This window comes from Desulforhopalus glucosivorans (assembly GCF_054397165.1).
In genome coordinates this window covers 4,945,660-4,963,107 of record NZ_AP044854.1, presented here as the reverse complement: position 1 = coordinate 4,963,107, position 17,448 = coordinate 4,945,660, and the positions used below count along the sequence as shown (strand labels likewise).

General features: G+C 42.6%; 18 protein-coding genes and 1 pseudogene. 10 read left to right on the top strand and 9 right to left on the bottom strand.

Annotated features, from left to right (window positions below; all coding sequences use genetic code 11):
* The first annotated feature begins 62 nt into the window (after positions 1-62).
* Both ACX6CI_RS21235 and ACX6CI_RS21230 read left to right on the top strand, forming a co-directional pair.
* Positions 63-1,085, top strand: coding sequence for a hypothetical protein (locus ACX6CI_RS21235; RefSeq protein WP_458775647.1), 1,023 nt, complete (start codon positions 63-65; stop codon positions 1,083-1,085).
* Between the two features lie 121 nt (positions 1,086-1,206).
* Positions 1,207-3,378, top strand: coding sequence for a transporter substrate-binding domain-containing diguanylate cyclase (locus tag ACX6CI_RS21230; protein WP_458775646.1), 2,172 nt, complete (start codon positions 1,207-1,209; stop codon positions 3,376-3,378).
* A 133-nt stretch (positions 3,379-3,511) separates the two neighbouring features.
* On the opposite strand, the gene ACX6CI_RS21225 is transcribed toward ACX6CI_RS21230, so the two are convergent.
* The 3 genes and pseudogenes from ACX6CI_RS21225 to ACX6CI_RS21215 all read right to left on the bottom strand — a co-directional run.
* Positions 3,512-4,183: a hypothetical protein gene (locus ACX6CI_RS21225; protein WP_458775645.1), complete on the bottom strand. Its 672-nt coding sequence runs from the start codon at positions 4,181-4,183 to the stop codon at positions 3,512-3,514.
* Positions 4,180-5,025: a CvfB family protein gene (locus ACX6CI_RS21220; RefSeq protein WP_458775644.1), complete on the bottom strand. Its 846-nt coding sequence runs from the start codon at positions 5,023-5,025 to the stop codon at positions 4,180-4,182. Before ACX6CI_RS21220 ends, ACX6CI_RS21225 begins: the two co-directional genes overlap by 4 nt.
* 114 nt (positions 5,026-5,139) lie before the next feature.
* Positions 5,140-5,298: pseudogene (locus ACX6CI_RS21215) on the bottom strand (methylated-DNA--[protein]-cysteine S-methyltransferase); the annotation flags it as partial.
* 364 nt (positions 5,299-5,662) lie between these two features.
* Here ACX6CI_RS21215 and ACX6CI_RS21210 point away from each other — a divergent pair.
* Positions 5,663-5,935 (top strand): DUF4242 domain-containing protein, encoded by a 273-nt coding sequence (locus ACX6CI_RS21210; RefSeq protein WP_458775643.1) that lies wholly within the window; start codon positions 5,663-5,665, stop codon positions 5,933-5,935.
* 73 nt (positions 5,936-6,008) lie between these two features.
* Here the strand turns inward: ACX6CI_RS21210 and ACX6CI_RS21205 are convergent, their stop codons facing one another.
* The 4 genes from ACX6CI_RS21205 to ACX6CI_RS21190 all read right to left on the bottom strand — a co-directional run bounded on the left by ACX6CI_RS21205 (position 6,009) and on the right by ACX6CI_RS21190 (position 7,779).
* Entirely contained in the window at positions 6,009-6,611 is a 603-nt protein-coding gene (locus ACX6CI_RS21205) for an OmpA family protein (protein WP_458775642.1), read from the bottom strand.
* A 14-nt stretch (positions 6,612-6,625) separates the two neighbouring features.
* Complete coding sequence (locus tag ACX6CI_RS21200; protein WP_458775641.1) at positions 6,626-6,985, bottom strand: hypothetical protein; 360 nt, start codon at positions 6,983-6,985, stop codon at positions 6,626-6,628.
* A 17-nt stretch (positions 6,986-7,002) separates the two neighbouring features.
* Positions 7,003-7,365, bottom strand: a complete 363-nt coding sequence (locus tag ACX6CI_RS21195) for a hypothetical protein (protein WP_458775640.1) — start codon at positions 7,363-7,365, stop codon at positions 7,003-7,005.
* A 228-nt stretch (positions 7,366-7,593) separates the two neighbouring features.
* A complete protein-coding gene (locus ACX6CI_RS21190) occupies positions 7,594-7,779 on the bottom strand; it encodes a hypothetical protein (protein WP_458775639.1) in 186 nt (61 codons plus the stop codon).
* Between the two features lie 414 nt (positions 7,780-8,193).
* On the opposite strand from ACX6CI_RS21190, the gene ACX6CI_RS21185 reads away from it, so the two are divergent.
* From ACX6CI_RS21185 to ACX6CI_RS21175, 3 genes are all read left to right on the top strand, one after another.
* Positions 8,194-8,901 (top strand): DUF4388 domain-containing protein, encoded by a 708-nt coding sequence (locus ACX6CI_RS21185; protein WP_458775638.1) that lies wholly within the window; start codon positions 8,194-8,196, stop codon positions 8,899-8,901.
* Positions 8,902-8,922: 21 nt separating this feature from the next.
* The gene (locus ACX6CI_RS21180; protein WP_458775637.1) at positions 8,923-9,564 is read left to right on the top strand and encodes a hypothetical protein; all 642 of its coding nucleotides are present in this window, start codon (positions 8,923-8,925) and stop codon (positions 9,562-9,564) included.
* 300 nt (positions 9,565-9,864) lie between these two features.
* Positions 9,865-10,635 (top strand): c-type heme family protein, encoded by a 771-nt coding sequence (locus ACX6CI_RS21175; RefSeq protein ID WP_458775636.1) that lies wholly within the window; start codon positions 9,865-9,867, stop codon positions 10,633-10,635.
* Positions 10,636-10,834: 199 nt separating this feature from the next.
* On the opposite strand, the gene ACX6CI_RS21170 is transcribed toward ACX6CI_RS21175, so the two are convergent.
* Positions 10,835-11,719: a hypothetical protein gene (locus tag ACX6CI_RS21170; protein WP_458775635.1), complete on the bottom strand. Its 885-nt coding sequence runs from the start codon at positions 11,717-11,719 to the stop codon at positions 10,835-10,837.
* A gap of 342 nt (positions 11,720-12,061) precedes the next feature.
* On the opposite strand from ACX6CI_RS21170, the gene ACX6CI_RS21165 reads away from it, so the two are divergent.
* Positions 12,062-13,729, top strand: a complete 1,668-nt coding sequence (locus ACX6CI_RS21165) for a hybrid sensor histidine kinase/response regulator (RefSeq protein WP_458775634.1) — start codon at positions 12,062-12,064, stop codon at positions 13,727-13,729.
* 240 nt (positions 13,730-13,969) lie between these two features.
* Here ACX6CI_RS21165 and ACX6CI_RS21160 read toward each other — a convergent pair whose 3' ends face one another.
* Complete coding sequence (locus ACX6CI_RS21160; protein WP_458775633.1) at positions 13,970-14,164, bottom strand: hypothetical protein; 195 nt, start codon at positions 14,162-14,164, stop codon at positions 13,970-13,972.
* 300 nt (positions 14,165-14,464) lie between these two features.
* Between ACX6CI_RS21160 and ACX6CI_RS21155 the strand changes: the two genes are divergently transcribed.
* Genes ACX6CI_RS21155 through ACX6CI_RS21145 form a run of 3 tightly spaced genes read left to right on the top strand, consistent with a single transcriptional unit; the run spans position 14,465 to position 17,398 of the window.
* A complete protein-coding gene (locus ACX6CI_RS21155) occupies positions 14,465-15,235 on the top strand; it encodes a DUF3450 domain-containing protein (RefSeq protein ID WP_458775632.1) in 771 nt (256 codons plus the stop codon).
* Positions 15,232-16,794, top strand: a complete 1,563-nt coding sequence (locus tag ACX6CI_RS21150; protein ID WP_458775631.1) for a MotA/TolQ/ExbB proton channel family protein — start codon at positions 15,232-15,234, stop codon at positions 16,792-16,794. Before ACX6CI_RS21155 ends, ACX6CI_RS21150 begins: the two co-directional genes overlap by 4 nt.
* Positions 16,763-17,398 carry a MotA/TolQ/ExbB proton channel family protein gene (locus ACX6CI_RS21145; RefSeq protein ID WP_458775630.1) on the top strand — a complete coding sequence of 212 codons (636 nt, stop codon included), beginning with the start codon at positions 16,763-16,765 and terminating at the stop codon, positions 17,396-17,398. The genes ACX6CI_RS21150 and ACX6CI_RS21145 overlap by 32 nt, the downstream gene beginning before the upstream one ends.
* Positions 17,399-17,448 lie beyond the last annotated feature (50 nt).

Below are 17,448 nucleotides of genomic sequence, written 5' to 3'. Positions count from 1 at the left end.
TTGTACTACATCAATACTCTGATGTAATCACAACAGTTCATACAACTTAAAGATTGTTTAAAATGGCACCTCTATTACCTATCATCACCTGTTTGCTCTTATTGTCTTTTTCAACTTCTCCCCAGTGCGCCGAGATTGACAGTGTGACCTCACGCAGTATAGCCCTTGAAGACAGTCTTAAAACTATCAATACAATAATTAACGATCGCATAGCAGAGGGGGTAGCCAATGCAAATAAATGGCAATCGGGATTTGAAGGATCACCCTATAGAGGATCTTGTGATGAAGAAATATTATACAGAGAACTGAGGAAATCAATTTTCGGCACTCTAACAGCCTCATGGGGACTTAAGGGATACGGCCTGGACAAACAGCTTCGAGAATTACTTGCGGATAAAAGTTACTCGCTCCCCCTTGATGAATCGGTGTACCGCGATATCAGCTTGATTGAAGGATTTGCCCTTAACTTAAAAGAATTAAGCGATGTTGTTCGTATCGATGGGCACTTAATTGGACTCGACAAAATAGGTCATTTTTTCGCAGAGGGGTGGGAATATTTTGATATGATCCATCTACAAAATAATACCTTAGCCCAGGCGATGCAATGGGGCAAAGATCAGGAAGAGGGGAAATTTGGTTATATCACGACCGGGATTTTTTCTTATGCCGATCTAGTGGCGAACTTTAACGGCTGGAGATTCTGGAATAGAGTCCTTACAGGGGGCAATGATCCATTAAAGGGAGGGATTACAAACCTATTCAGTTCATCATATATCGGCTGTGGCGTTCAACTTATGGAATCCATTCATTCCCTAAAAATGATGCGCGCTTGGACAATCAAAAAGAAATTTAATCTTATGGACTACCTGGATGGTACCTGGGATGAGAGCAACAATTGTGTCAGCTACAAGGATCCAAAAATAGAAGAGAAGGTTGCGTCTCGTGTAAATGATTTTAACCCTGAGTTCAGTTGTCCTGTTTCACCAGAAGATTGCAAGAAAGCCGTTCAGAGATATGGGATCTACTCAAAAGATATTCTCCATCCAAACTGCCTCAGCATGGGAGGTAAAATCCACAACAACTAATCTCTACCATTTTAATGCAAATCGCCTTTATAATTTGATTTACGCTTCAGAAAACAATACCCTCCAATACAGAATAAAAACTCCTGACACTCAAACAATGCTCAAGGCCCTGTAATAATACATGCAATACTACACCAGTCTTCAATCGTTTTTTTCACTCTGTATTCAAACTATTCTCATACTCCTTTTCACCATCTCACACGCTAATGCAATTGAGTTAACCAGTGCAGAACAGGCCTATATAGACCAGCACAACACAATCAAAGTCCACAACGAAACCGACTGGCCCCCCTTTAATTTCAATAGTGCAGGACAGGCACAGGGAATTAGCATCGATGTTATGAACCGGATTGCCGATATCACAGGGCTTCAAATAGAATACATCACCGGCCCGAGTTGGGATACATTCATGCAATTGATGGGTTCTGACCAACTTGATGTCATGCTCAATATCATTGATCTGCCTGAACGACGTGAAAAATTACAATTCACAACTCCATATGCAAAAAGTCTGACGGGAGTCTTCACCAATAGTCAAGATAGCAGAAACTACTTCGACTTCAACGACCTGAGAAACAAAACCATTGCAGTACCTGCAGGTTTTGACCTTGAAATCAACCTCCCTAAATACCACCCGGAAGTCAAGGTGCTGGCCGTTCGAGATATTCTTGAATGTATTGCAGCCGTACATTCTGGTAAGGCCGATGCATTCATGGAGGAAATTGGTGTCGTTGATTACATAATATCCCAGCAGATGGTTTCCGATGTACGACTTGCGTTCCAGGTCAACGAGGAAGCGTTCATTAGCAATCTCACTATTGCAACGAGTCAGGACAATGACATTTTACATACGATCATCCAAAAGGGACTCAACGCAATATCCGGTGATGAACTCAACAAAATCAGAAAGAAATGGCTTTTACAGGTTCATGAGATCTATGAACAGAGCATGGTAAATCTTACCGTTCCGGAAAAAGAATATCTCTTTAAAAATAAAACAATCGACATCTGTGTTGATCCTTCCTGGCCGCCTCTGGACTTCATTAATGACCAGGGTGAGCACAGCGGATTATCATCTGACTTGATCAATACAATTTCAAGGCGTCTCGGCACTTCCCTTAATCTAATACCGACCAAAACATGGGAGCAAAGTTTAGAATTCATCAAAGCAGGACAGTGTGACATTATTCCCCTGATGAACGAGACCGAGGAGTCACGTTCTTACATCGACTTCACCCAGCCATATTTTAAATTTGCCACTGTCATAGCCACCAGAAATGAGGCCTCTTTTATTGGAGACTACTCCCAATTATATGGTAAAAAAGTTGCCCTGCAATCTTACTTTTTCATCACCGAATATGTCCGAGAACATCATCCACAAATCCAAATTGTGGAAGTTGAGAACACCAGAGAAGCCCTAAAGCTTGTCAGCGAACAAAAAGTTTTTGCAACCATAGATGGTCTACCCACCATCGTGAATACAATCGAAGCGCTTGCACTGGAAAATGTCAAAATTGTTGGTTCAGTCCCACAAGAAAACAAGATGAAACTGGGAGTAAGAAAGGGTAACACCTTACTTTTAACCATCTTTAACAAAGGCCTTAACTCTCTTTCTGAAAAAGAAAAAATCGGTTTATACAAAAAGTGGTTCGATATTGAGGTGGCTAATCAGTTTTTCAACCGTTCTTTCATCATAAATCTTGCCTTAGGATTTTCCTGTATACTTGCGCTACTGCTGTGGCGCCAATTCACCCTCAGTAAGTACACTCAAAAGCTTAAAACACTCAACAAAAAGCTCCACTATTCCTCAACCGTTGACCACCTCACAAAAATCAGCAACAGAAAATCGATTGAAAAGCATCTGGCAACAGAGATAGAGAGGACAAAAATCACAAACGATCCACTCTCAGTCGTAATTTTTGACATCGATCATTTCAAGTCAGTAAATGACGCGTTCGGCCACCTCACAGGGGACTCAGTGCTTCAACAAATGGCCTTTCTTGTAAAAAGCTCAATACGAAAGAGTGACCATTTCGGTCGATGGGGAGGAGAGGAATTTCTTATCATCTTACCCAATACAACCGCGGGTGATGCCGGAAAGCTGATTCAAAATCTTAAGAAAAGAATAGAACGGTATGATTTCGGTGTACAGAGGGTTGTTACGGCAAGCTTCGGAATAGGTCAATACGACAGCAGTGAAACCTCAACTCTTCTCTTGTCAAGAATTGATGACTGTCTATACCAGGCAAAGGCACAAGGTAGGAACAGAATAGTTAATGCCAAAACCGACTGATTAATCCGGTATAGAGAGACGGTCCCCAACATTAGTTCAAGCATTGCCTTAAAACAGGTTAAATACAAAACAACCCTTCCAATACCGGTACTTTAATCACAATTCTGTTAACAGATTGGGGAGTAGAATCTCCCTAGAGCTTTTGATACAAATAGGGCTGATCGTGAAAATCATCAAAAGAGAGGAATGATTGTTTCATTGCAAGGGTTGCATTAGTGTTAACTTCGTGTCCATGGATCAGATCAAAAAATTGATTATCCGCGGTACAGCCATCTCTCTCTTCACCAATATATAAAAGACGCTGTCCTAGCTGCAAGGCGTCCCAGATACGGGCTGCCAAATCATCCTCCTGGGGCCATGCAAGAATAAACAGTTCAACCTCAGGATGAAGCAGTACATACTCCAGCGAATCCATCTTCTCAACAGTAGTCAGATAATGGTCCAGAGCAAAATCAGGCCAGGATTTATTATCGACAGAGGCCTGAAGTTTTATGCCGTATTTGCTGAGCCAATACCCAAGCCAACCGATTCCTGCTCCAAGTTCAACAATACTTGTAAAATCACGACAAAGACCTTGCAGCGCCCCTAAGAATTCATGCGTTAGCAAGACAAAGGATTGTCCTACGTAGTTCTCCCGCACCCTTATTGTGGTCAACTGTTTTTGCCGATCGTATTCCCCCGCCTCAGCCCATTTTCTGTCCGTATAAATATGTTTCCTGACCTCCGCGACTGTCGGCAACCGAACACTGATGCGTGAAAAGGTTTGGTTTATCAGGGGAATGTTATTGCCACATGCATCTGTCATCTATTTTGCTTTTCGTTAAGCCTGATCCCATCAATCGCCAGGGTGATAAGCTTTTGCTTATAGAGCCCCCCAATCGCTTTCTTAAAGACCTTCTTACTTACTCCAAACAGTTCGTAGATATCTTCAGGCCGACTCTTGTCCGTTACGGCGACCATACCTCCACAATCTTTGATAGTAGTTAAAATAGTCTCGGAAACATCATCAACTCCGTTATGGCCTGTGCGCCGAAGCCGTAAGTCGATTTTAAAATCCTCACGGATCTTCTTTATATAGCCCTTCTGTTGCTGACCAATACTTAGTTTTTGAAAAACTTCGTTGTCGTAAATCATACCCACGTGGGAACTGTTGATAACGGCACTATATCCAAGATCTGACTTAGCATAGATAAGAAGATCAACCTCTTCGCCTACTAAATATTCAGGAGGTTTCTTCGTGAGATACTTATCCAGTTTGGACGAGGCTGTAATACGATTATTTTTTTTACTCAGAAAAACAAATACAACATATGCCTTACCCTCCCGCATATTGTCCTGCTGCTCACTTTTAGGTACGAACAGATCATCTTCAAGGCCCCAACCTAAAAATGCCCCCGCCTGGGTCGTTGCCACCACCGTTAATTTGGCAAATTCTCCAACGAGGGCATAAGGCTTTTGGATAGTAGCAAGCAGGCGCTGCGCTCCGTCCACATAAACAAAGACATCAATTTCCTCACCCACTTGCAACTTTCGGGCGGTAAATCTGCCTTTTAGGTGGATATCTCCTAAATCACCACCATCGAGTTGTACATCGCCCGCCTCTATTTTTTTTATTTCAAGCCTGTTAATTTTGCCTATCTGTACCATTTATCCCTCTGTTGATTCCAATACTCACACTAACAGCGCAGCCAATGCGGTTTCTCATATCCTTGACTAATGAACATGATTTCAATTAATTTGCCTCGTTTTTCAGCTATCGCACTACTTCTTTTCTTTTTCTGCTTCGAGCAACATCTTTTTCCGCTCAGTTCCCCATCGGTAACCACTCACTTTACCATCCGTTACTATAACTCTATGACATGTAATAATGACTGCAATTTTATCTGATGTACAGGCAGTAGCTACCGCCCGAACAGCCTTTTAAATCTCAGATTTTGGAAATCTGGCTTGAACTTGATCGGGAAGCAAATCAGGATCATCGCCAAATTCGATTGCACAGATACCATGATCATACCCATTCTAATCATATACTTGAGTTCTGGTTGTTCGCCTAGAATTGACCATGATGTTCAATTGTTATTAATTTTCAGAACACCTGAGACATCATCCTCAGAGACTGTGTAAGCAATTAAATGAGCAGTTACGTTAACCAAACTCAGAATGCCACGTACTTCAGATATCTTACCCGCTGGCATTGCAACATATAACAAGGTATTGTAATTTGAAGAAACGCAACGATCACTGTTAAATTAATCACAACAAATACAAGGAGATAATTTACATCATGCCAAAGTATATAATTGAACGTGAGATTCCTGAGGCGGGGAAATTAACAGCAAGCGACTTGCAAGGAATATCAGCAAAATCTTGTGGGGTATTGCGTGAACTTGGTCCAACAATCCAATGGGTTGAAAGTTATGTGACCAAGGATAAAATCTACTGTGTGTATATTGCACCAAATGAAGAAATGGTGGTTGAGCATGCAAAACAGGGTGGTTTCCCAGCAAATAGTGTGTCAGAAGTTCTGACTACGATTGACCCAACTACTGCAGAATAGTCCCCCTAGAGCAACTGGCGTTTCCACACAGCAACAATGTGGAAACGCTTATAAAGGTAAATATCCTAAAACCTTACGGCAGTACCAAATCAACTCTACGATTACCTCCCATTGAGTCTTCATCACTTCCAAGAAATAGTGGCCTTTGTGAGCCATAACTTGTTGTCGTCATCTGGCCTGGATCAACACCAAGATTTACAAGATATTTTTTAACACTAATCGCTCGAAGTTCGCCAAGTGCGAGGTTATAGTCCGCAGTTCCGCGTTCATCACAATTACCCTCAATTATCAGGCTCGGAGAGTTTTCATCCAAAAGATATCGCCCGCTACTGTTAAGATTATCTAACTGGGTAGTGTTAATTGACGCGCTGTCAAAAGCGAAATAGATCGGCAGTAGTGGGGCAGTTGATCTCCCATACTTCTGCTTGTACTCTTGGCTCATACTATCTGAGCTAAGTGTGGCCTCGCTACTATCAAGAGATTCCAGCGCACCCTCAGAAAAGTCTCCATCTTCTTCATCAAACGATTGACTCTTGCTATCTCCTATTTGATATCCTTCCGGCTTTCTGCTCTGTGAAACCTCACCTGGATTGCCTGATTTTTTACCACAACCAGAGAGAAGAAACGTCGTTAACACACAACAGATGGCTATTTTTATAAAAGCTTCTTGTGTCATTTATTGTTCCACTGTTATTCAGTATTTTTAATGAGTCGAGGAGTCCAGAAGATCATACCTTTTGCATCATTTTCTTCCAGCAGGTCATCGCCCTTCCATTCCTTACCCTGGTCCAAATAACCACAACGCATTGCTTTCATACTAAAGGTATGGTTGTCTTTAAGTTCATCTTCATGAATGGTTTCAACAATATCGAGAGGTGTCACGCCAAGATACACCCAACGGTTATTATCCACACGATATATTATATGTGCACCTTCGGGTTCAGTGTGAACGTTGAGATTGATTTGTTGGTTAGACGCACACCCCACTAAACTCAGCATCCCCAGTACTGCTGCCATCAAGCCAAATCTTGAAATAATGCCTGTTTTCATAAACCATCTCTCCAAATTTAATTGTTTGCTCTTTTCTCCAAAGAAACACTTATATCAATCGCATTATCGTCACCTTCGACGGCCGTCTTATGTCTTTTGTTAACCCAAAAAGAAGTAATTTTGTCAAGATATCCGACTTTTCGTAGTTGTACCGTCACAAGCTCAGAAGAATCTGCTTCACCTGCAAAGGTTACATTGACTGGCGTTGTTCCCAAGAGACTGTTATCTCTTAGATTTATTACTTCAGCACCTTGGGGATTGCTGTTAATTTTAGCTGCACCGAATTTTGTCGGCGCAGCACAGCCTGATAAAAAAAGCATGGCACCTACAATTGGAAGCAGCAGGCTTTTCATTGTCATCAGGTTACGTATTTGAGACATTTTAACCTCTCATTGTATATTTTTTTAGTTGGAGTAATAATTCCATTCTGTGAATCCTGTCTAGAAAATAGACCAAACCAGTTTTCCCAGAAATTTGGCCCATCGTCAATGGAAAATAGAAGTAATGTAGCTATAAAACCCCAACGACCCCTAAGTTAGGTAATGTAAATAACTGTTATTCGGTAAAAGGTTCAAAACACTGGGGTGGCTTGACAGGCATGGCGGATTTCAGGCTCTAAGCCCTTTCATCTGACTGACATATTTTTCCACCACTTCCTCTGAAGCTTGTAACTCTTCCAGGGTTTCCTTCACAGACTGCCCACCATCCCACCACTTGTATTTTGAGGGTGCGTCACTTGAGATTATAAGTTCTCCACTCTCTGTCAGATACGGCATTTTCTCTGAGCTCTCCATCTTTCTCCTCTTATTTATCCAATTTTTCCACGTTTCAAATGTCTCTGTAATAGCTTTTCTAGCCTTTAAGCTTGCCCTAGACTACACCTGAAATGAGGATTCGCAATAGTGAAAACTGACTGGCACCCAGCAGGAATTGCAGAAGTACATGAGAACCAACCCATCCGGGGTACAATAGCTATATGCGTGCCACAACTGAGGGGACAAGCCTATTCCACATTTCTGATACAATTTAAAATTGCTGTATGAAAAATAAACATATTACATCTTCATGAAATCCTGCTGCACTGCTCAGCTGTTAGATATCCCATTTGACATTAGTAGTCTGAAAGAGATATAAAAAATAAAGGAGTTATATTTGGCTGATAGTATCTCTTCATAGATTTGATAATATTCTTAAAGGACTGAATGTTAATGACTGAGGAAAAGGCTCAAGGAAGTGATCAGGTGCTCCACGGTATTTCCTTGTCTTCCTTTCTACAATTACTTGAGCAGGAACGGAAGAGTTGTAGTGTTGTAGTTCATCAAGATAAGAAAACTGGTCGCTTGTATTTCAAAGATGGAGCTATGATTGATGCTGAATATTATGATTTATTTGGGCTAGAAGCTGCCTATAACATATTGTCATGGGAAAAATCCAAATTTCGACTGTATCAAGAAGAAGAAAGGATTGTAAGGATTTCTAAATCATTAACTCATGTTTTATTAACAGTTTCTGCTCAAAGAGATGAGCACAAGGCCTTAGAAAAAAAGCACACCTTTCAAAAGAAAAAAAAATCAACAGCAAGTTCTCTGGTTGAACGCCTCATTGCAAAGCTCATCGAAATTCCGGGTGTTAAACACTATTTTATACTGAGTAGCCAAGGAAGAATCATAGCACAATCAACCAAAAATCAGAACTTTGGCAATTTTATCGCGTATTGCTTATTAAGTGGAGCACAGGTGCAGGAGGCTGTTGAGGGGAAAGAACTTCATAATATCAGAATAGGATTACCTGATGACAATCTTTTGCTCATTATTCCACGTAAAAATTACACTATTAGTCTCATTTTAAACCAGGGGACCTCTCTTGGAGAAGTTTTTACTTACCTACGTGAGATTTTGACCTCTAAGAAAAAGTAGTCTCAGGTTAATGAGTACACCATGACCATAAAAAAACTCCTTGATGAAATATCAGTTATTCCCGGTGTTACCGGTTCATGTGTTTTCAACCAAAGCCAGAAGGGCCTTTGTCGTAGCACTGATACGACCATTGATCAAGAAAGATTAATAAAAATTGGTTCATCTCTGATGCGTATGCATGAAATGGGAAAAATGAATGGTATTGAGATAACCGGATGCCATTATCGCTTCAATAACTGTAATGTTGTCAGTACATCCCTTGGGTCAGACTCTGCACTCATCACGTTTTGTGACTTACAGGCAAATTGTTCATTGGTTGCTGCTACAGCTTCAATGCTGGCAGCTGATATCAATGTCGAAATTAAGAAGAAAATAGAAGAAGAGGCCAATGGTACTGAGTCAGAACCCGCCACTCCCACAGTGGAACAGATCGAGCAGATCGACTCCCACTTACAGGAACGTTTGGACCAAATAGAAGAAGCATTAGCAGAGGCCATAGGCCCAGTGGCGAGTATGGTAATGGAAGATCATCTAACTGCCTGGCAGAAGGAGGGGCCTGCAGAAAGGTCGAGGTTAGAAGCGCTGGCAGAATTGTTATATGAAGAACTTGACGATGAGGTCCTTCTTGAAGAGTTTAAAAGACATATTCAAAATCTTCTATGATTGATACTTTCACGAAAAGTTATTCCACGATGCTATCCTCTCTAGCATCGATCCTTCGTTACATTGCAGTCACAACCTAACAACTAACTTAGCATATTTAATGACATTTCAACAGGTTGCTATTGTCGACTGGTAACTATTTTGACGAATGCGTTACCAAAAGTTTATTACAAAATTTAGCATAGGGAAGGCATTATGAGCATTAGAATCCGATTTGTCGTAATCATTGGCATAATCAGCCTTATAGCCTCTATTTTGTTAGCGTTTTTAAGTTATCGATTTACTGTCAACAGTGCATTTGTGGAAGCTAAAAGAAAGGGTAATATTGTTTTCACTTTTATAGATGCTTCCCGAAATTTCTTCAAGAATGAACAGCGTCCACTGGTTATGGATATTGTTGAAGAAGACCGCTTTTATCCAAATCTGATGTCCGGTTTCGCCTTTACTCGAGGAATTTGGGATGAGTTCATGAAAGAGTTGCCTGACTATCAATTCAGGCAAGCTACCATTGATCCACTTTATCCTCCAAACAAAGCAAGTTCAGATGAGCTGAAGATTATTGCAGAGTTCGAGGCCAATAAAAACCTAAAAAGCAAAGAAGGGATACTTGAGAAGGACGGTGAACGGTTTTTTTATTTTGCTAAACCTATAAAGGTGGGAAAAAAATGTTTACGCTGTCATGGCAACCCCGATGATGCCCCTCGAGACCAGATCGAACTTTATGGAAAAGAGAACGGCTATCATTGGCAAGAAAATGCCACCGTAGCCTCTTTTATTACTTACGTCCCTATTCAAAACGCTTTGGAAGATGCCAAGAAGTCAGCAATCACACTTTTTCTGTTTGGGTTAGGAGGAATTACAGTGCTCATGGCAATAATTTGGTTCTTCTTCAACAGTTATTTGATTAAGCCAATAACTATGCTTGAAACCCGCACCACTGAGATTAGTCTTGGTAAAAACTTGGACCAAAATGTTACCCACAGTTCAAACGATGAAATCGGTACCCTTGCAAAAGCCATAGACCGAATGAGGATTAGTACTGTTAAGTTGTTGCAGAGATGCAAAAAATAATAACGTTACCAAAAATATCTTAATAAGCGTAGGACACTCTTTCAACAGGCTGTTGAACTATGATGCCAACGTTTTTCAACCTATCCCAGACAAGGTATTGTGTGATTTCAAAAAACCACATGTCAATATCTGAAATTGCAATAATGACGAGCAGGCAGTCTGGGAAGTATTGTTTTCCCTAAAAAGGGTAGTTTCAATTTTATTGTGATTCAGGCCATTTATACTCTGGTAAGGGTTCTGTATGTAGCTCAAGATAATGATCAATGAGGCTTGCAGGATAATAGCGTTTGATCAGGTCATTCCTGAATATCTTGTACTCGTCAGTAAGAAGCATAGCATTAATTTTTGAGATTACCTCATGCCCCTCCGGCGTATTATTGCAAAATGCCAATGTGCTTACGGTACCAGTTGCTTCGGCCACCTGTAAAAAAGTCAGTTCTTGTTGAACTTTGGGATTATTATTCGAATGCCAAGTGAAATCAAGTGCATGAGAAACATAAAAATCTATATTCCCACGCAACAGCATCTCCTGAAATTCGCCGATAACAGTTGCTTGCATGGTCACATTTTGACGCTCTTCGTTACGCTCTATGACCTTTCGAATTTCCGGGTGATACGTAGCTCCACGAACCCAGCTTGTCCGCAAACCTTTGTTTTCTACCAGATCAGCCACAGAAATGTTCTTTCCCCCTGAGAACAGAGTAGCAACATCGCCTTTTCGGACAACAATGCCAGGGGGCGCAAGCTCCAGCGAACTGTTTGAAGGAATGACTTTTCCCTTCAACTCAGGAGAAACTGGGGTTTTTCCCGGACAACAGTAAATTCCAGCATGAGTGTTTGCCATATCGTGGAAAATCCGCTTTATTGGCATACCTTCGGCTTGATGAGTATATTCCGGCAAATGTTGCCGATAGAACCGAAAGAGTTCATCAGCAAATCCTTCCCCCGTCCCCGGCTTATTATATATGGCCTGTATATAGAAAACCTTCCACTCTATGACGGGCAGCTCACTCTCTTTCGCCTGTGGTACGTTATATACAAGAGTAAACGACAACATTAACAGCGCCAAGATACAAGCTCTCATTTTCCACCTCTTCCAAATATGGTTTGACATGTTTGACGACTCACTCTAATGTCAGTATTGTAGCATAGTATTCAATCTTCTTTAATGATTAAAAACTCTTAATAACTACCACGTTCAATGAAACAGCGGTCCCTAACGAGGCAGATTACCATTGCACTTATTTGCACGACTGTTGTGTGTCTGATCCCTTTTTTTCTGCATAACTACCTGACCCTTAGAAATTCCTATTACGAGTCACTGGATAATGCTCGAAAAACTTTGGGGGCACAGGCTCAAAACAGTCTGTCGATCCCAATGTATAATCTCGATACCTTCCAAATCCGCCAAGTTATTGATGGATTTATGAACAATAAAGTCATCGAGAAAATTATTGTTCGGGACATTTACCCCCCTCATACAATTCTAGTTGCTGCAGAAAGAGGTGATAACTGGGAACCTATCATGCGCACAACGAGCAAAAGCTTGAGTTCCTCTATATTTGCAGACACATACTCTATCATTTTTCAGCAACATGAAGTTGGCTTGTTGGATATGGTGTATACTGATAAATTTATACAACAGACTCTGACCAGAGCGATAATTTCCAATATTGCGACCTTGTTTTTACTTACCATCACGCTCTCCTTTGCCATGTTCATCGTACTTCGCAAACGAGTCATCCTGCCATTAAAACAAGTCGAGCAGTATGCCAGTGAGATAGGAAAGAATGAGATGGCAGAGATCCCGGTCGACAGTAGCGAATTTTCCATTGAAATACAAAATGTGCAATATGCCCTGGAAAGTATGCTATCTCAATTACGTTCGCGTTTCGACGCATTGATTCGTTCTGAAAAAGCGCTCAGAGAAAGTGAACAGTTACGCCAGCAATCCCAGAAAATGGAGGCAATTGGCACTCTTGCAGGAGGTATAGCGCATGACTTCAACAATATACTTGGTGCAATACTCGGTTATACAGATCTATTAATTATCAATAATCAGGAAGATAACGACACCAAAAAACATCTGCAACAAATTCAAAAAGCGGGGTACAGAGCACGGGACCTTGTAAAACAGATTCTTGCTTTTAGCCGACAGTCACAACAGGAAATCCACAAAATCAAAATTGTACCAATACTCAAGGAGGTTTCACAACTATTGCGTTCGTCAATACCGGTGACAATCGAGATACGTCTCAACATAGATGATAAATCCGGTATCGTTGAGGCAGACCCTTCTCAGATTCATCAAGTTTTAATGAATCTCTCAACAAACGCCTATCATGCAATGGAGAAAACGGGAGGTGTGCTAACCCTCTCTCTTCAATGCATCGAATCGCTTCCTAAATCTGTAGAAAAAGAGATACCCAGTCCATCGGGCAAATACCTTGTGCTTTCAGTCCAAGATACAGGACATGGAATGTCCCCGAAACTCCTTGCTAAAATATTTGACCCGTTCTTTACAACAAAAGAGCAGAATAAAGGAACAGGAATGGGGTTAGCTGTGGTGTACGGAATTATTCAGGATATGGGTGGAGCTGTTTCTGTGGAAAGCAGCGTCGGAGTGGGAACCAACGTCCACGTCTATTTACCTTTATGCAAGGATACAGATGTTGTTGAGCATGAAAAAAACGACACTATTGAAAGAGGCCAAGAACATATCCTGCTTGTGGATGACGATGTTATGTTGTCAAAAATTACCCGATTAACACTCGAACAACTAGGTTACTCGGTAACATCTCAAAACAGTAGTGTCGACGCCGTTGAATTATTCAGGCATACCGCTGAGGAATATGATCTCGTTCTTACAGATTATTACATGCCAAAACTCACTGGCCTTGAACTCGCTGATCAATTACTCGAGATTCGTCCAGATATTCCCATCATCCTCTACACAGGTTTCAGTGAAACAGTGGATGAAGATGTTGCAAGAGCCAGAGGTATAGATGGTTTTGCCTATAAGCCGGTACCTCGATCACATTTGGCAAAATTAATACGAACAAGCCTCTACACCAGAAAGAATAAAATCCACTGACCCGTAAAAGCTTATTTATTCTGTTTTTTTCGACAGACCTCCTGCTCCAAAGACGTGCAACTCTCTTCCCCGCATATCCCGTAATTACTTGTTATTAAATGAGAATTAACGAGATTCCAAAAACAGCGTCAAGGTCGATCAAGGCAAAAACGGGTATCGCATAAACTCTGTTCGGACCAAGCTTCAGAAAACATCTGAAGCTTGGATCAACAGCATTTTCCTTGTGACGAAGGTTCCTCCTCACTTTTCAATGAGAGTGAGAATGTTCTTCTTTCTCATGGTCGGGATGAACATGGTCATGAGCTCCGTGTTCACCCGTATGATCGTGGTCATGTTCATGCTGAGATCCGCTATGGTCATGTTCGTGTTTGTGCTCATGCTTGTGGCCATGGGCATGTTTGTGAGTATGGTCATGCTCATGAGTGGTGTCGCCATGACTGTGCTCATGGGAATGGTCGTGCTGATGTTCGTGCTCATGTTCATGTTCGTGTTCGTGCTCTCCCTTCATTTTGTTGCTCCTTTCTTTGATTATTTTTTATTAATTCATACGTGCGCGATGTGTGCAATCTTTACTGTTTGTAATTGCAAACATAAATACAAAACATGCATAACATTTTTTCTTGACATTTGCACATTAAGCGGGAACAATAACACAAATTTTAAATACGTGTTATCCACTTTGGTTATTTCCGACTTTACAACGTTGTTTCGCAGTTTAAGTAAGGAGCGCATCAAGTGTATCTGCAAAGAAGAATTTGTTTTTTGTTCCTCCTCTGTCTGATAGTGACGAATCCATGTCAGGGGCACGAAAGTGATCAAAGCAAACAGATCATAAAACCGGTTGCAGAGTCCATACGCATCCGTCAGTCCACCCAGGAACATGAGATGAACTGGAGGGAAGAGCAACAGAAACTTCTGGCCCGTTATGACCGGCTTGAGGATGAAAAAAAGCGATTAACTGAACGGGAGAATTCTCTTGTCGAGCAGTTGGATACTACCCAAAAACGCATCGCAGGCAAACAGGAACAACTCGCAGACATCGAACAGATTCGCACCGATATCTCTCCCTTGATTGATACACTCAATCAAAGACTTGAACTCTTTGTCGCAAACGATCTCCCCTTTTTGACTGAGGAACGCAAAGCACGCTTGCAGCGTATTGCAGAATTTCGGGATGATCCTGAGGTCTCCGTGAGTGAAAAATTTCGCAAGGTGATGGAGGCCTTACTTGTCGAGGCGGAGTACGGCAACAGTATTGAAGTGTATCAGCAGACCATTTCAACCGGGGGGCGTGAGGCGCTGGTAGATATCTTTCGTCTCGGTCGGGTTGGTCTGTTTTTTCAAAGCCTGGGTCAGAAACAATGCGGTTTTTACAATGTGGCCACATCCTCCTGGCAGGAACTGCCAAGCTCTTACAAGCCTACGATCCGAAGCGCCATGGAAATAGGTGCCAAACAACGACCTGTGGAATTGTTAACCTTGCCCCTTGGAAGGATGCAGTTATGATAAACCAGCACGGCAGGCCCCGACAGGCTCTGCCACAACCATCGATACCGCTGCGCTGTTATGAAAACCCCTACTGCAGCAATAGTGTGTTCAAAGCTGTGTCCAATTTTCGAATAAAAAAAAGTATTTACTTACGATTTCTACAGATATTGGTCCCACTGCTTCTACTGGCGACACCCGCCGTAGGAGCAGAAGATATGAGGGCGCTGCAGATTAAGGCGCGGGATGCTCTCCACGATCTGCAGGAAAAAGCCGCAACCGAAGAAAAGATGGCCCGCGAGGACAGTGCACTCAGCAGGAAGCGAATAAGTAAAGATCGTACGACCCTTCTTCAGGCGCTCAAGACACTTGAAACAGAAGTGGGACAACTTGACAAATCGGTGCAAAATCTTCAATCCAAAGAGAAACAGCTCCAGGAAGATGAGAAACAACTTACCGCAAAGCTTGCCGAAACAGACAGTATGATACGTGAACTGGTTGGAGTCATTCGAATTAATGCAAAAGATATTAAAACCTATATCGCAGGCAACCTGCAGTCCGCCTTAACCAAGCGCAATATCGATTTTTTACAAGCCATAGGTGAGCAGGAAAAGTTTCCGGGGATAGATGATATTAACACTATGAATGCAGCGCTATGGCAGCATCTTCATGATGGCAGCAGCGTGCGTATGACCCGGGGCCCAATTATTGACCGCAATGGAAATACGATTGAGGCCGACATCCTGGCGCTCGGTAATTTTACCGCCGCCTATCGCCTGGAAGAAGAGGTTGGTTTTTTGAACTACTCATCTGCCGGCAACAAGCTCTTTGCATTGTCCCGTCTCCCGTCAGGTTACCTGCAAAAACATCTGCGGGAGTATATGCAGGGGCAGAGTGACGCGGTCCCCATTGATGTCTCCCGTGGTGGTGCGCTCAGCCAACTCAGCCACAGTGTAAGCCTCTGGCAACAGATAGAAAAGGGGGGACCGCTGGTCTGGCCCATTCTCATGATTCTTGCGCTTGGATTTATAATCGTTGTTGAGCGCATACTATTTCTCCTGTCGGCCCGTATTGATGGTGATGATTTAACCAGGCGTCTGGAAACACTGGCAGCCGAACAAAACTGGCAGGCGTGTAAAGAGGAGTGCCGCAATCGTGTCGGTAAACCACTTGCAAGGGTGGCTGCCGCAGGTCTTGCTGCCTATCAGCAACAGCGAGAAGTTACGGAGAATGCTCTGCAGGAGGCGATTTTGCGGGAGGTCCCGCCTATGGAACGTTTTCTCTCGACCCTTGGAATGCTGGCAACAATTGCCCCACTGCTTGGTCTATTGGGAACGGTTACCGGAATGATTGATACATTTCAGGTTATAACCCGGCACGGCACAGGTGACGCTCGAATGATGTCGGGCGGCATTTCGGTGGCCCTGGTGACCACTATGCTTGGTCTTGGTGTGGCAATCCCCATCATGTTGGCCCACACCCTGATCAGCCGGACGGTGGATAACCGGATCGCTCAAATGGAAGAAAAGGCCGCGGCGGTACTGAGCATTGTGGACAAACATAACCATGCAATTGATTGAACTGCTGTTAAACAACTGGTTTCAGTTTCACGAACATATGCAGACCGGCGGTATCGTTATGTGGCCGCTGCTTCTCTTAAGTCTGGTTATGTGGATATTGATTGTGGATCGACTGTTGTTTGTCTGGCGGCTGAATCGAAAAGGCATGGATTGTACAAATGGTTGGCAACATATCCAGGAAGGCAGATTGCCGGATCCAAAAGAATACAGGGGTGCAATCCCGGAATTGGTAGCACTGTTTATTACGGCTCAGAGCGGCAGTCGCCAAGTGGACAAATACATCCTCGATCAAACTGTCATACGTCTCCAACGCAGCTTCACTGATCGTCTGACACTTATCGGCGTGCTGGCGGCCATCGCCCCGCTTCTTGGACTACTTGGCACCGTCATCGGCATGATAACCACCTTTGACGTGCTGGCAATATTTGGAACGGGCAACGCAAAGGCTATGGCGGGGGGCATCTCGGAGGCGCTCATTACCACCCAGACCGGTTTACTCATTGCTATCCCAGGTCTCTTTATGAAAGGTTTTCTGGATCGAAAGGCGGGTAAGCTCGGTAAAAAAATCGCAGTCGCCGGACTCTATTTTCGTCAGCAACTATAAACCGGCACGGCTGGACCAAATTGGCTCAGCCCGAATAGACATTGAAGATT

Excerpts from the sequence above, each read along its gene's own strand:
- ACX6CI_RS21235 (WP_458775647.1), top strand. The coding sequence starts at position 63 with ATGGCACCTCTATTACCTATCATCACCTGTTTGCTCTTATTGTCTTTT.
- ACX6CI_RS21230 (WP_458775646.1), top strand. The coding sequence starts at position 1,207 with ATGCAATACTACACCAGTCTTCAATCGTTTTTTTCACTCTGTATTCAA.
- ACX6CI_RS21225 (WP_458775645.1), bottom strand. The coding sequence starts at position 4,183 with ATGACAGATGCATGTGGCAATAACATTCCCCTGATAAACCAAACCTTT.
- ACX6CI_RS21220 (WP_458775644.1), bottom strand. The coding sequence starts at position 5,025 with ATGGTACAGATAGGCAAAATTAACAGGCTTGAAATAAAAAAAATAGAG.
- ACX6CI_RS21210 (WP_458775643.1), top strand. The coding sequence starts at position 5,663 with ATGCCAAAGTATATAATTGAACGTGAGATTCCTGAGGCGGGGAAATTA.
- ACX6CI_RS21205 (WP_458775642.1), bottom strand. The coding sequence starts at position 6,611 with ATGACACAAGAAGCTTTTATAAAAATAGCCATCTGTTGTGTGTTAACG.
- ACX6CI_RS21200 (WP_458775641.1), bottom strand. The coding sequence starts at position 6,985 with ATGAAAACAGGCATTATTTCAAGATTTGGCTTGATGGCAGCAGTACTG.
- ACX6CI_RS21195 (WP_458775640.1), bottom strand. The coding sequence starts at position 7,365 with ATGTCTCAAATACGTAACCTGATGACAATGAAAAGCCTGCTGCTTCCA.
- ACX6CI_RS21190 (WP_458775639.1), bottom strand. The coding sequence starts at position 7,779 with ATGGAGAGCTCAGAGAAAATGCCGTATCTGACAGAGAGTGGAGAACTT.
- ACX6CI_RS21185 (WP_458775638.1), top strand. The coding sequence starts at position 8,194 with ATGACTGAGGAAAAGGCTCAAGGAAGTGATCAGGTGCTCCACGGTATT.
- ACX6CI_RS21180 (WP_458775637.1), top strand. The coding sequence starts at position 8,923 with ATGACCATAAAAAAACTCCTTGATGAAATATCAGTTATTCCCGGTGTT.
- ACX6CI_RS21170 (WP_458775635.1), bottom strand. The coding sequence starts at position 11,719 with ATGAGAGCTTGTATCTTGGCGCTGTTAATGTTGTCGTTTACTCTTGTA.
- ACX6CI_RS21165 (WP_458775634.1), top strand. The coding sequence starts at position 12,062 with ATGAACAATAAAGTCATCGAGAAAATTATTGTTCGGGACATTTACCCC.
- ACX6CI_RS21160 (WP_458775633.1), bottom strand. The coding sequence starts at position 14,164 with ATGGCGACACCACTCATGAGCATGACCATACTCACAAACATGCCCATG.
- ACX6CI_RS21150 (WP_458775631.1), top strand. The coding sequence starts at position 15,232 with ATGATAAACCAGCACGGCAGGCCCCGACAGGCTCTGCCACAACCATCG.